At 63.8% G+C, this 13172-nt stretch carries 13 protein-coding genes; 8 read left to right on the top strand and 5 right to left on the bottom strand.

The window, feature by feature from the left end; translation table 11 throughout:
• Window positions 1-64: 64 nt before the first annotated feature.
• Window positions 65-973, top strand: a complete 909-nt coding sequence (locus tag CDV44_RS22025; protein WP_087690493.1) for a LysR family transcriptional regulator — start codon at window positions 65-67, stop codon at window positions 971-973.
• Window positions 974-999: 26 nt separating this feature from the next.
• Here the strand turns inward: CDV44_RS22025 and CDV44_RS22030 are convergent, their stop codons facing one another.
• A complete protein-coding gene (locus CDV44_RS22030) occupies window positions 1000-2412 on the bottom strand; it encodes an MFS transporter (RefSeq protein WP_087690495.1) in 1413 nt (470 codons plus the stop codon).
• 218 nt (window positions 2413-2630) lie between these two features.
• Between CDV44_RS22030 and CDV44_RS22035 the strand changes: the two genes are divergently transcribed.
• Together CDV44_RS22035 and CDV44_RS22040 are read left to right on the top strand one after the other, a co-directional pair.
• Window positions 2631-3524 (top strand): LysR family transcriptional regulator, encoded by an 894-nt coding sequence (locus CDV44_RS22035; RefSeq protein WP_058376727.1) that lies wholly within the window; start codon window positions 2631-2633, stop codon window positions 3522-3524.
• A gap of 63 nt (window positions 3525-3587) precedes the next feature.
• Window positions 3588-3962: a hypothetical protein gene (locus tag CDV44_RS22040; RefSeq protein ID WP_087690497.1), complete on the top strand. Its 375-nt coding sequence runs from the start codon at window positions 3588-3590 to the stop codon at window positions 3960-3962.
• A 32-nt stretch (window positions 3963-3994) separates the two neighbouring features.
• Here CDV44_RS22040 and CDV44_RS22045 read toward each other — a convergent pair whose 3' ends face one another.
• Window positions 3995-4348, bottom strand: a complete 354-nt coding sequence (locus tag CDV44_RS22045) for a DUF2288 domain-containing protein (RefSeq protein ID WP_087690499.1) — start codon at window positions 4346-4348, stop codon at window positions 3995-3997.
• 187 nt (window positions 4349-4535) lie between these two features.
• On the opposite strand from CDV44_RS22045, the gene CDV44_RS22050 reads away from it, so the two are divergent.
• Complete coding sequence (locus CDV44_RS22050; RefSeq protein ID WP_058376724.1) at window positions 4536-4958, top strand: hypothetical protein; 423 nt, start codon at window positions 4536-4538, stop codon at window positions 4956-4958.
• A gap of 312 nt (window positions 4959-5270) precedes the next feature.
• Window positions 5271-5573 carry a DUF4148 domain-containing protein gene (locus tag CDV44_RS22055; RefSeq protein ID WP_087690501.1) on the top strand — a complete coding sequence of 101 codons (303 nt, stop codon included), beginning with the start codon at window positions 5271-5273 and terminating at the stop codon, window positions 5571-5573.
• Window positions 5574-6046: 473 nt separating this feature from the next.
• Here CDV44_RS22055 and CDV44_RS22060 read toward each other — a convergent pair whose 3' ends face one another.
• The gene (locus CDV44_RS22060; protein WP_087690503.1) at window positions 6047-7000 is read right to left on the bottom strand and encodes a dienelactone hydrolase family protein; all 954 of its coding nucleotides are present in this window, start codon (window positions 6998-7000) and stop codon (window positions 6047-6049) included.
• A gap of 271 nt (window positions 7001-7271) precedes the next feature.
• Here CDV44_RS22060 and CDV44_RS22065 point away from each other — a divergent pair, with 271 nt between their 5' ends.
• Together CDV44_RS22065 and CDV44_RS22070 are read left to right on the top strand one after the other, a co-directional pair.
• The gene (locus CDV44_RS22065) at window positions 7272-8591 is read left to right on the top strand and encodes an O-acetylhomoserine aminocarboxypropyltransferase/cysteine synthase family protein (protein ID WP_058376722.1); all 1320 of its coding nucleotides are present in this window, start codon (window positions 7272-7274) and stop codon (window positions 8589-8591) included.
• Window positions 8592-8849: 258 nt separating this feature from the next.
• Window positions 8850-9704 carry an undecaprenyl-diphosphate phosphatase gene (locus tag CDV44_RS22070; RefSeq protein ID WP_058376721.1) on the top strand — a complete coding sequence of 285 codons (855 nt, stop codon included), beginning with the start codon at window positions 8850-8852 and terminating at the stop codon, window positions 9702-9704.
• 8 nt (window positions 9705-9712) lie between these two features.
• Here CDV44_RS22070 and CDV44_RS22075 read toward each other — a convergent pair whose 3' ends face one another.
• The gene (locus CDV44_RS22075; RefSeq protein ID WP_087690505.1) at window positions 9713-10828 is read right to left on the bottom strand and encodes a Fic family protein; all 1116 of its coding nucleotides are present in this window, start codon (window positions 10826-10828) and stop codon (window positions 9713-9715) included.
• Between the two features lie 88 nt (window positions 10829-10916).
• Window positions 10917-11780 (bottom strand): LysR substrate-binding domain-containing protein, encoded by an 864-nt coding sequence (locus CDV44_RS22080; protein ID WP_087690507.1) that lies wholly within the window; start codon window positions 11778-11780, stop codon window positions 10917-10919.
• Window positions 11781-11945: 165 nt separating this feature from the next.
• Between CDV44_RS22080 and psrA the strand changes: the two genes are divergently transcribed.
• Complete coding sequence (gene psrA / locus CDV44_RS22085) at window positions 11946-13061, top strand: iron-containing alcohol dehydrogenase PsrA (protein WP_087690509.1); 1116 nt, start codon at window positions 11946-11948, stop codon at window positions 13059-13061.
• The last annotated feature ends 111 nt before the right edge of the window (window positions 13062-13172 follow it).

The following is a 13172-nucleotide window of genomic DNA, read 5'->3' on the forward strand; positions in this document are numbered from 1 at the left end:
AAGGAAAATCATTTGTGACTTCAAGTCACAACACGTCAAACGACGAGCACGAGAGGCACCGACGATGGGTCGACAGGACGTCAACCGCTCCGGCGATATGGAAGTTTTCACGCGCGTGGCAGAACTTGGCGGGTTTTCAGCCGCTGCACGGGCGCTGCATATGACGCCGTCGGCCGTGAGCAAGCTGATTGCGCGCCTCGAAGCGCGCTTGGGTGCGCGGTTATTCAACCGTTCGACGCGCCGTCTGCAACTTACGCCAGAAGGCACCGCATTCCACGAGCGTGCCACTCGTGTGCTGGCCGACATCGAGGCCGCCGAGCGCGAAGCCGCGGCGGGTGCCGTGCCACGCGGCCTGCTTCGTGTGAACGCGAGCGTGCCGATCGGCACGCTCTATCTGCTGCCGGTCATCCCGGCATTTCTCGCACAATTCCCTGAAATCCGGCTCGATCTCACGCTGACCGATACCGTCGTCGACCTGCTGGAGCAACGCGCCGATGTTGCCGTGCGGGCGGGGCCGCTGCGCGACTCGCGACTCGTGGCGCGCAAGCTCGGCGAGAGCCGCATGCATGTCGTCGCGTCCCCCGGCTATCTCGCGCGCAACGGCCCGCTGCGCACCCCCGCCGATCTGATTCATCACAACGTGATGGCCTTCAACTTCGATCGTCAGGTGCAGGGCTGGCCGTTTCTCGATGGGGCGGGCGGTATCACGCACTACCCGCAGATCGGCAATATGGTCGTGAGCAATGGCGAGATCATGCGCAAGCTTGCCGTCGAAGGCCTCGGGCTCGGGCGTCACTCGCGATATCACGTCGATACCGACCTGCGCGAAGGACGCCTCGTCGCCGTGCTCGAAGACTACAACCCGGGCGATCTGGAACCCGTGCATGCCGTCTATGTGGGGCAGGGCGGACACCTGCCCGCCCGTGTCCGCGCGTTTCTCGATTTTCTCGTCGAGCACGTGCATCTGCCGTAGCGGCCGAGCGGCTTGGCGCCGAGAGACTATTGCGCCGCACGCGCACGATGCGACCACACGAACAACGGCCACGCCAGCGCGGCACACAAGAGCCCGCCTGACCACACGAGTGCCCAGCCACCGATCGAGAGCAGAAACGGAATCGAAAGCGGCGTGACGAACATCGTCATGAAGACGCCCGTGTTGCCGATGCCAAGCGCAGTCCCGGCACGCGATGCGCCCGCCAGCGTCGCCAGTTCCGTGAACGCCACGCCGTGCCACGCCGACGCCACCATACCGCCCACGATCAGCAACGCGATCAGCCACGGCGTGCCGTGCGCCAGCCAGTCCGGGCGCAGCGTCAGCGCGGCCACCAGCGCCGCCAGCAGAGCAAAAACAACGCCCACCGTCACCGTACACACGCGCAAGTATTGCGGACGATTACGGCGCTTGTCGGTGTAGCGGCCGCTCCAGACGCGAGTAAGCGCCGCGCCCGTCTGCACCGCCCCGAGCGTGAGCGAAATCGTCAGCACGCTCACATGCGCAAAGTCATGCAGAAAGACCGTCCCGAACGTCAGCACAGCGATTTGCGGCATGGCGAGTACCGCCATCCCCAGCGCCGTGCTCAGCAACCGCGCATCGCGCAGCGGTGAGTATTGGACGGGTGCGCTGGCAGTGGCACCGGCACGCACTGGCGCAACACGTGCGGCGTCTGCCGACTCATGCGCTTCTTCCGGCGGTTCGAGCAACCATAGCCACGCCATGTACGTTGCCGCAACGCACGCGACTGCCAGCCCGATGTAGACCACGGCAAAGCCGAAATGCAGCGCAGCCCCGGGCAGCAGCATCGCGCCGATGCCGCCACCCAGCGGCACCGCGCATTGCCGCACGCTCATCGCCAGCCCGCGCTCGCCGTCATGAAACCAGCGCATCACCGCGCGCCCGCTCGACCCGTTGACGCTGCCGCCCAGAATGCCGATGGCGAGCATGCCTGCGGCCAGCAACGGCATCGGTGGCACATGCCGGGGCGTCGGCACCACCCAGATGCCCATCGCGAACAATGCCGCCGCCGTCACCATCAGTCCGACCAGCAACACGCGACGATCACCCCAGCGGTCGGTGAGCATGCCCCAGGGCAATTCGGAGACGGCGATGCCCAGCCCGATCAACCCGAGCACGAGACCGAGGTCGCCGTTGGCGAGTGCGTAGTCGCTGCGCATCTGCACGGCCGTCGCCGGCAGGCCGCCCAAGGCGGCGGCAAAGCTGGCGTTGGCCGCCACGCCCACGCCCAGCACCTTCCAGCGATGCTCGCGGCCTAATGGGCGGGTACCGCCACGGCGCAGCGCCGCGTCGGCAGCGGGCAATACCGTGGGCGCAGGCCCGGGCGTCAGAGGCGTGAGGGGAACCAAGGGAATAGCCGGGCCGGGCGGCGCGGCGGTACACGATAGGCGATCGTTCATGAGTGACACGGTGCACGGCCCGGAGGCGCGTCGCAGAGGAGGAGGGATGCTACGCATCGTACGGATAGACAATCCATCGGAAAAGCGGGAAAATTCGATGCCTTATATCGTGTTTTCCGGATTATCTACGCCGAGGGGCGCCGGTTCGACCCGATAGGCGAGAAATCGCAGAGATACCGCAGCGCTATTGCAGCGACAGCACCCACCCGAGAGCCGCCATGAACGCCCGCGCCTTCGACCTCACGCAGTTACGCACCTTCATCGCCATCCACGATGCGGGCAGCATTTCGGCCGCTGCCGAACTGATCTTCCTGTCGCAATCGACGGTCAGCGAGCAATTGAAGAAGCTTGAGGAGCGGGCGGGCCAGCCGCTGCTGGTGCGCTCACGCAAGGGCATGCGCGCGACGCCGGCCGGCACGCGCCTGATTGCCTACGCGCGGCAGATTTCCGCCCTGTCCGAGGCCGCCTTTGAAGACTTGCAAGGCGTGTTGCTCGACGGCGAATTACGCATCGCCATCACCGACTACTACCGCCCCCACGATGTGGGCCGCGTGCTAAAGCGGTTCGCAAGCCTGTATCCGCGCCTGCGGTTGCATGTGAGTGCGATGCAGAGTGCGCAGATCGAGCGCACGGCGCTGACCGGCGAGCATTTCGATGTAGGGCTGGCGTTGCGTCTGATGAATGAAGATGTGGGCAAGGGCGCGAAGACGCTGGGCTACCGGGCACCGGGCACGCTGGTGCGCCGCGAGCGGCTGGTCTGGGCGATGTCGTCGACACTCGCCGAGCCCTTGGGCGAGCCGCTGCCCCTCGTCACGCTGCCACCGTCATGTGCGCTGCAAAGTCTGGTGCTCACGGTGCTGGAGCGTCACAAGGTGCCGTACCGCGTCTCGCACTCGGCAGCAGGTGTCGCGGGGATGCAACTGGCACTGGGGGCAGGCTTGGGAATTTCGTGTCTGAATGAGTCGGCGCTCACGTCCGACCTCATCGTGTGCCCGCCCTCGTTGGGTCTGCCACCGCTGCCACGCGCAGAATTCCATCTGATACCCGGACGCGCTGACGAGACCGAATTGATCCGCCACGCGCGCACCGCGCTGCTGCGGCTGTTTGCGTGATACCTTTGGCGCCCTTGCGCACCCTTGCCCCTTGCTCAACATCCATCAGAGAGTGCAATCGTCATGCCGGAAGCCACACCGATTCGTCTGAATTTCAACACCCGTCGCGCGCTGCTATTCGCGCTGACGGCCGAGCGACTGTCGGCCTTTTACGAGCATGGGCAGTGGATGACCGACAAGCAGGGCGCGTCGCTGGCGCAGCTTTGGCTGTCGCGCTCGAAACTGCAATTGCCGCTGGCAGAGCGGCGCGTGCTGTCGGAGTTGAGTGACGATTTCGCGCGCGAACTGGCCGGTACGCTGTCGCGCGAAGCGGGTCTGTACACGGCGCATGAGATGACGGAATCGCTCGACGCGGACTACGCCTACGCGTCAGCCGTCGCGCAAGACCTGCTCGAAGACTGCACGCGGCGACTGGTCGAAGCCGGCATAACCGACTGACCTCGCCGACTGACCTCGCCGACTCTGTGACCTCACAGACTGACGGAGCGCTCCTGCACGAGCACCCACGGCGCGACCACCACGGCCCACAACTCGGGCGTGCGGGCGGCAAAATCGCTGGCTTGTTCGGCTTGCATGCGTTGCACCAGGCTGGACGAGAGCCACTGCGTCACGACCGGCGTGTCGTCGTTGGCCACGGCTTCCGCGACCGAGACGAGATCGACGCCCGGCGCCACGTACAGCAGCACGCCACGGGCGAAAAACGATTCCAGATCCTTCCAGTCGATCTTGGCGGTCTCGCCCAGCAAACGCACATACGTCTCGCTGGCAGTGTTGGCGGTGTCGGTGGCGGCTTGCGGGGCTTGATCTTGCTTGGGTGAATCCATGACGGCTCCAGGCGGCGCAGGCTGAAAATTGCCTGCACCCGGGGTAATTCAAATGACGAAAGCCGCATTGTAATGCGCCCCGGCGCGCGCGACGGTGGTAGCATCGGAACCCCACGCACGCCGCTGAAGTCGGAAGTGGTATCCCTCGCCGCGCTGCATGGTGACTAACGTTTTACCGAGGACCCGCATGACCAAACAAAAAACCGATCCCAAGCTGGAACAAGCCCTGACGCGCGGCGATCTCGCCATGCGCCAGATCAACTCCGCGCGCGCCACTGCCTTGCTGCGTGCCCTTGGCGAGATGATCGTGGCCGCATCGAAGACGATCGGCGTCGACGCAGTCGTGGACGTGCCGGGTGGCGACAAGATCTATGACCCGGAAGACGGCGTGTGGCCGCAATCGCTCGTGCTGTCGTTCGACGGCCCGATCGACGAAGCCGACGAAGAAGAACTGCGCACCGTGCAGCTTCGCGCCGACAAGTATCCTGAGACGTTCCAGGTCGAATGGCATCGCGCCGACGGCAAGCTGGGGCATCACGAAGCCCGTCCGCTCGCCATGGTCGCGTTCCTGACCGACGTCGAAGTGCCTTGGCTCGACGACGACGCCTGAGCCGCTTAGACGTCTCGCCGCACCGCGATCCAGCGATCAGCCCCTGATTCGCTGATCCACCACACCGCCGCCCGAGGCTCACGCCCGGGCGGCGGTGTCGCATTCAGACCTCCCCCAGCCCGAAACCCGCGCCACTACTGCGTTAGCGCTCACTCGCGTGCATACGCCTGCCCCTTCTTGCGCACATTATTTCTAAAACAGCAATTTAAAATAGACAATTATCGACTTTATTGCGATTGATGCGAGCAATAGACTGCAACTGTCGACGGTGAAACGAACACCGCCAACGTTCAAACGACAGGAGAAAACATCATGAAGCGCACTCTTATTACCTCGGCTCTGGTTTCCGCAATGCTTGCTGTGTCGGCCGGTTCGGCCTTTGCCAGCGACGCCTTCGAAGGTCCTTCGGAATTCGCATGGGTTCCGCAAACGAGCGCCGTGAGCCGCGCACAGGTCCGCACGGAACTGATCCAAGCTCAGCAAGCCGGTCTGCTCGAACAGCACGACTCGGTGTATCCGACGACGGTTGCCAAGGTTGGCGGCGCCGCACAGCCGGTGATGGCAGGTTCGGTGACCAACGTTGCCAGCGCAGGAAGCACTTACTTCGGTAGCTGATCACCCGCATGTGCCCGTGAGCCGGCGCCGCTGTCAGGCGCGACGCGACTCCGGGTCACGCACCCTCACCGATGACAAATCGGCCGCAATTTCAGCGGCCGATTTTGTTTTGTCTGCGCGAAACGATGTCACTTCAGCGGGTTGTGGATAAGTCTGTCGATAACCCGGTGAACAAGCTGTGATTGGCGCAGGGACAAGTCTGTGGACAGTCTGGGGATAGTGCAGGGATAACTACGGGATAAGTCGCCTCATTCGGGTGGATATCGCGTGGATAAGCCGTGAACAAGCTGTGGATAGGCCGTGGATAACCCCGGCATTACCAGTGGATTACCTGTGGAGATCCCGGGGTTTTGCGGTGATTAACCTGTGGATACCTGGTGCACAACTTTCGGAAAATCGCCCGCAGATGCCCGCCTGACGGGCATCTGCATCAGTTTGCCGAAATTCCCTAACGGTTTTGATCCTTCAGAAAATCAGGACGCAAAAGCCTTCGCCAGAAATGCGGTGACGCGAGCGATAGCGTCATCGCGCGCTTCCGGCTGCGTTCCCGTGATCGGCACGATATGGGTTTTCGGATTGGTGAACTCGGGGCGCTCGCGCAACGGCAGATTCGGATAGTCGAAGTCGTGATACGCGCCCGGATACATGTGGAAGGTGATCGGCGCGCCCTTGGCGGTCACGTCCTTCACGAAGGCATCGCACGGCACCGGCTTGGACCAGACGTCGTCGGCGCCGATCAACACGAGCAACGGGATACGCGTCGACCAACCGGGCCCTTGTGCCTTCGTGTTGCACCACCCCGGATAGAACGCGACCGCTGCCACGAAGTCGGGTGGCGTGGGCGCCGTTGATACGGGCGCTGACACCGGCACTTTGCCCGGGCTGCGCGGCCCCACGGAGTACAACACCGTGCCACCGCCGTGCGACCAGCCCATCAGCGCGATGCGATCTGGCGCGATCCCCGGCAGTTGCTGCAAATACCGCAACGCGCCGTAGGCATCGCGCGGGCGCTCCACCGACGGTCGAACATCCCCGCCACCCCGGCATTCACTGGGCTGCCCGCGCGACGTAAAGCTGTCGACCGCCAGCACCGTATAGCCCTGCGCATTGAATCGCTGGGCCCAATCGAGCTCGCGGCTGTCGATCTTGCCCTTGCGCGTGATCATCCCGTTGCAGCCGTGCATGAACACGACCGCAGGCGTCGGCCCGTTGGCGTTGGGCGCACGAAACAGGTACGCGTCGAGCATCACCGGCTTGCCAGCGTTGTCCGTATCCAGCGAAGGAATGCTGATCTTCTCCTGCGCATGGGCCGTCGCCGACCACGCGCCCGCCATGCAGGCAAACACCAGTGCACATCGCAAAGCGGCACGCCCCGGCACACCGGCGTGCGTGCTGAGACGCGCAAAAAGCGCAGAACGAAACGTCATGATCGGGCGACTCCGTAGCGGTGGTGAATCAGCGTGAATCGAGTATATCCAGCCGAATAACGCCCAAACGTAAGCGCTATTACGCGCGATATTACGAACCGTTGCGCCCGGGCCGAGCTAAGCATGTGCAGATCAGAGATAAGGCGTCGCGGAGCAGGCCATTAGAATGTCATCGGAGACCTAAACAAACCGCGAATCAGACCCGCTAAGCCAACTCGCCAACCCATCCGTTCCCCACCGGGAACGTCATGTTTATCCGGAGACAATCGACATGACCGAGAAGACACAGAGCACCGAAGAGAACGCACAAGCGCCGAAGTGGCGCCTGGAGACGCTGGCCGTGCACGGTGGCTATCGCCCCGACCCGACCACGCGTGCGGTGGCGGTGCCGATCTACCAGACCGTGGCGTATGCGTTCGACGACACGCAGCATGGCGCCGATCTGTTCGACCTGAAGGTGCCGGGCAACATCTACACCCGCATCATGAACCCGACGCAGGACGTGCTTGAGCAGCGCGTCGCCGCGCTCGAAGGCGGCATTGCGGCACTGGCCCTCGCCTCGGGTCAGGCGGCCGTCACGTATGCGATCCAGACGATTGCCGAGGCCGGCGACAACATCGTGGCAGCGAGCGCCCTTTACGGCGGCACCTACAACCTGCTGGCGCACACGCTGCCGCTCTCGGGCATCACCACGCGCTTTGCCGATCCGCGTGAGCCGGAGTCGTTCGAGCCGCTCATCGACGAGAAGACCAAGGCGATCTTCGCCGAGTCCGTCGGCAACCCGCTGGGCAACGTCACCGACATCGCCAAGCTGGCGGAAATCGCGCATCGTCACGGCATTCCGCTCATCATCGACAACACCGTGCCGTCGCCGTATCTGCTGCGTCCGTTCGAGCATGGTGCCGACATCGTCGTGCATTCGCTTACCAAGTATCTGGGCGGGCACGGCACGAGTCTGGGCGGTGCCATCGTCGACTCCGGCAAATTCCCGTGGGCTGACCATAAGACACGTTTCAAGCGCCTGAACGAGCCCGATGTGAGCTACCACGGCGTGGTCTACACGGAAGCCTTCGGGCCGGCGGCGTACATCGGCCGTGCGCGCGTGGTGCCGCTGCGCAACACCGGCGCGGCCATCTCGCCGTTCAACGCCTTCCAGATCCTGCAAGGCATCGAAACGCTGGCCTTGCGGCTGGACCGCATCACCGAGAACGCACTGAAGGTGGCGCAGTTCCTCAAGAAGCATCCGAAGGTCGAGTGGGTAAACTACGCCGGTTTGCCCGAGCATCCCGACAATGCGCTCGTGAAGAAGTACCTGTCGGGACGCGGTCCGGGCATCCTGACCTTCGGCGTGAAGGGTGGCCGTGCAGCCGGCGCGTCGTTCCAGGATGCCTTGCAGCTCTTCACGCGGCTCGTGAACATCGGCGACGCCAAGTCGCTGGCCACGCACCCGGCGTCGACCACGCACCGCCAGCTCTCGCCGGAAGAGTTGCGCAAGGCCGGTGTGAGCGAGGAAACCGTGCGCCTGTCGATCGGTATCGAGCATATCGACGACCTGCTGGCCGATCTGGATCAGGCCCTCGCGCGCCTCTGAAACGCGGCGTAGCCATCGCGGCGCGTTTTCACTGATAAAACAACGGGCGTCCCCACGGGCGCCCGTTGTCGTTTCAGCGCGATGGCGTGCCGACGGCCGGCAAAATACCCACGCAAAGACCTCATTCAAGACCAATTCTGACGGGGTATCATGCGCGGCAGCCGGTCGGGGGCAGGGATCGGCGACGCCGTCATATGACTGTCACCAAAACGACATGATTGCAGCGTAGTGTGCTTGCCCATTTCCCAAGGATTGCGCATGGACTATTTGCAAGTGCTGGTGCTCGCGATTGTGCAGGGCGTGGCGGAGTTGTTGCCCGTTTCAAGCTCCGCACACGTCATCATGGCCGAGAAGCTGATGGGGCTCGACCCGACCGCCCCCGAGATGACTTTACTGCTGGTGATGTTGCACACCGGCACGATGCTGGCGGTGATCGTGTACTTCTGGAAATCGTGGCGCGAGCGTTACTTCTCGTCCCGCCGCGACTTCGTCCACAACGCCAAGCAAGTGATTGTCGCCACCGCCTTTACCGGCGTGATCGGCATTGCGCTGATGCTGTTCATCGAGAAGGTGCTGATGCGCGGCACGCAGCATTCCGAGATCGAGCATCTGTTCGGCAATCTGTACATCATCTCGGCGGGTCTCGCGATGGCGGGCATCCTGATCCTCATCTCGGGCCGCAAACGCCCGCCGATGGGCGACCGTCCGATGCGTGCCGCCGACTCCGCGTGGATCGGTGCGGTGCAGGGCGTGTGCCTGCCGTTCCGTGGCTTCTCGCGCTCGGGCTCGACCATTTCGACCGGCATGCTGCGCGGGCTCGACAAGATTCGTGTCGAAGAATTCAGCTTCGCGCTGGCTGTGGTGCTCACCCCGCCGGTGATCGTCAAGGAAGCGTATCGCCTGTACAAATCGGGCGCCACGCAGGCCTTCTCGGGCCACTTCATGACGGTGCTTACGCCGTGTCTCGTGGGCATGGTGTTCAGCTTCTTCGCGGGCCTGATCGCGCTGCGCTGGCTCTCGCGCTGGCTGGAGCATGGCCGTTGGTACCTGTTCGGCATCTACTGCCTCGTGGCCTCGGCCGTGGTGCTGTTCTCGAGCCAGTACCTGAGCTGATCCGCGCGTCAGTCCGCCAGTTCGTACGACGTATTGCGCCCCGCCCCGGGGCCTTTACGCAGCACACCGTGGCTGAGCAATTCGGTAATGTCGCGCAACGCCGTGTCCGGTGAGCACTTCGCGAGCGCCGCCCACTTGGCGTTCGTGAGCTTGCCCTCGAAGTCGTCGAGCAGTCGATTGAGCACTTTGATCTGACGGCCATTGAGCGGCAACGTGGCCCACGCTTGCCACAGATGCGCCTTGCGAAGTACTGCATCAAGCGTTTTGTCGGCTTGCTCGATAGCACGCTCCAGCGCGTCGTAGAACCACAGCAGCCACGCGGTGACATCTAACGTGCCCGTTTGGGTGCGCTCCAGAATCTCGTAGTAGCCCTTGCGCTCGCGCTGAATCTGCGCCGACAGACTGTAGAAGCGTTGCGGACTGCCGTCGCCGCGCGCGAGCAGCAAATCGCCGATCGCCCGCGCGATCCGGCCGTTGCCATCGTCAAAGGGATGCAGCGTTACGAACCAGAAATGGGCGAGGCCTGCTTTGATCAGCGCGAGTTCGTCCGACTCGTGATTCACCCAGCCGAGAAAGCGCGTCATCTCCTCGTCCAATCTTGCGGCGGGGGGCGCCTCGAAATGCACGCGCTGCCGGTTGTGCGAACCGGAGACCACCTGCATGGCACCGCTGGCATCGTCGCGCCAGTTCGCCACAGCAATGCGCGACATCCCTGAATAACCGGTCGGAAAGAGCGACGCATGCCAGCCGAAGAGACGTTCGCGCGTCACCGGCTCGGCGCTACGTTGTGTGGCATCGAGAATCATCTCCACGACACCTTCGACATGGCGATCCACGGGTGCCAGTGCGCCGATATCGACACCAAGGCGATGGGCGATGGACGAACGCACCGACGCCGGATCGAGCTGTTCGCCTTCAATGGCGCTGGTCTTGAGTACGTCCTCGGTCAGCGCCGCCAGACTGGCTTCGTCGCGCAAAGACATCCCGACGTCTGCCATGCGGCCATACAAGCGCCCCTGCGCGCGACTGACCCGCGCGAGCGGACGCGCCAGTAATGCCATGTCGTAGCGCATTGCCGGCCATTCGGGAGCCTGCCAGAGATAAAGCCAATCACCGCGTTCCATGCGGCGATTATGGCGAAGATTCGCCGGAGGGGCAAATCAATCACCGCAAAATCTGCGGCGATTACACCCAACATTCACCGCAAACGTGTCACACCATCCCCGCAACCACGTTCAGGAACGCCGCGATCATGCGCGACTCACGGCGCTCGGCGAGGCACACCACGACGGTAGTCGTCTCCACTTTGGCGTCGCTGATCGACACCACTGCCAGCCGCTCATCGGGGATGTGCTCGCGCGCAGACACGGCCGCGATGCCGAGCCCGAGAATCACCGCCTCGCGAATCGCCTCGCGGCTGCCGATCTCCATCGAAACGTCTGGCGTGACACCCGCCGATGCGAGCGCCGCCTCCAGCGCGTGACGCGTCGTCGACCCCGGTTCGCGCATCAGCATCGACTCGCCCGCCAACTCCGCGAGCTTCACACTGCGGCGGCGCGCAAACCGGTGCCCTCTAGGCACCAGCAGCACCACCGGATGCGTGCGGTACGGCACGGCATGCAACCTCGCGTCATCCTGATAACGCGCCAGTACCGCAACATCCGTGCGATACGCGAGCAGACCGTCGATCATCTCCTCCGAGTTGCCTGCACGCATCGAAATAGCGATGCCCGGGTAACGCGGCCGAAACGCCGCCACGATCTCCATCGCGTGATGCGGCCCCACCGCACCGAGGCGTAGCTCCCCCGTTCTCAGCCCGCCATGCTCCTTGAGCAGACCGAGCGCTTCAGCCTCGTCCGCAAAGATGCGCAAACTCACCGAATACAACGCCTTGCCCGTGGGCGTCAGCGTCAATCCGCGACCGTGCCGATAGAACAACTCGATGCCGTAAGTCTCTTCGAGCGCGCGAATCTGCGTCGTCATCGTCGGCTGGCTCACATGCAGCGCCTGCGCCGCACGCGTCACGCTGCCGTGATGCGCCACGGCATGGAACGAACGCAATTGGGTAATCCGCATCGGTGACGCTCCCGTGACGAGGTATAGGTTTTGCCAATAGGTTGGCGAAAAAATGTGAATTGGAAGTATAGGACGGCGCTCACCATAATCCAGCTCAATCTTTCGCCAACCGTTCGCTTCGCCGGATGCGAAGCGGCAAACGCGGCATCGTCCCCGCCATCCGCCATGACCGAACGTTCGCGCTCTTCCAGCTTCCCCAGCTTTCACAACCCTGTCGACGTCCACTTCGGCGACGGCGCCCTCGCCCAGCTACCGGCCCTCGTCGGCCAGCGCCGTGTCGTGCTGGTCACCATGCCCGAAGCCCGCGCGCTGGGCATGACCGGTCAGGTCGAAGCCCTGCTCGGCGGCCAGCTTGCCGGCGTGATCGATCAGGTGAGCCCGAACCCCGACGTGCGCGAACTGGCGCCGATGTACGGCGACTTCTGGCGTCGCTACGGACAGTGCGAGGTGATCGTGGCACTCGGTGGCGGCAGCGCGCTCGACACGGCCAAGTTGTTGATGGTCGCCGGTGACGACGACCGCTTCAGCACGCTGGTCGATGCGCTCGATGCAGGCGGCACCTTCAACCCTACGCGCACCAAGCGGCTCATCACGATCCCGACGACAGCGGGCACCGGCAGCGAAGTCACGCCGTGGGCCACGCTCTGGGACCGGCACGTGAAGCGCAAGAAATACTCGCTGCATTTGCCCGAAACGTGGCCCGAAGCCGCCATCGTCGATCCACGGCTCACTCGCTCGCTGCCCCGCTCCGTGACATTGCAAAGCGGTCTCGATGCGCTCTCGCATGCACTGGAAGCGATCTGGAACGTCAACGCGAATCCGATCTCCGACACCTTCGCGGTCACCGCAGCGCGCGACATGATGCGCGTGCTGCCGCAGCTCATGGCGTCACTCGACGATATCGATCTGCGCCGCGCCGCTGCACTCGCCGCGTTGCAGGCAGGTATGGCGTTTTCGAACACGAAGACGGCGCTCGCCCATTCGATTTCCTACGACATGACCATTCGTCACGGGCTGCCGCACGGCATTGCGTGCTCGTTCACGCTGCCCGCCGTGATGCGTCTGGCGATCGGCCGGCGCCCGGACCGCGACGCCGTGCTCGCGCAAGTCTTCGACGGCGATATCGCGGGTGCGCCCGAGACGCTCACGGCCTTCTTGAACGGATTGGGCGTCGCTACCGAATTCGCCGCCTATGGGGTGACCGAGTTGGAGTCGACGGCAATGATTGCCGCCGCACTCGACGGCCCACGGGGTCGCAACTTTATCGGGGCAATGGCCTGACGGGCCTGCGTCCCACGCTCCACCGCGCGGCACTGAACGCATCGCAGGCGCCGGGCGCGGTGAGTCACCGAAGTTTGTCGCTGTCGTACTGAAGCATTGATGTATCGACGT

The organism is Pandoraea sp. PE-S2R-1, assembly GCF_002179865.1.
Lineage (GTDB): Bacteria > Pseudomonadota > Gammaproteobacteria > Burkholderiales > Burkholderiaceae > Pandoraea.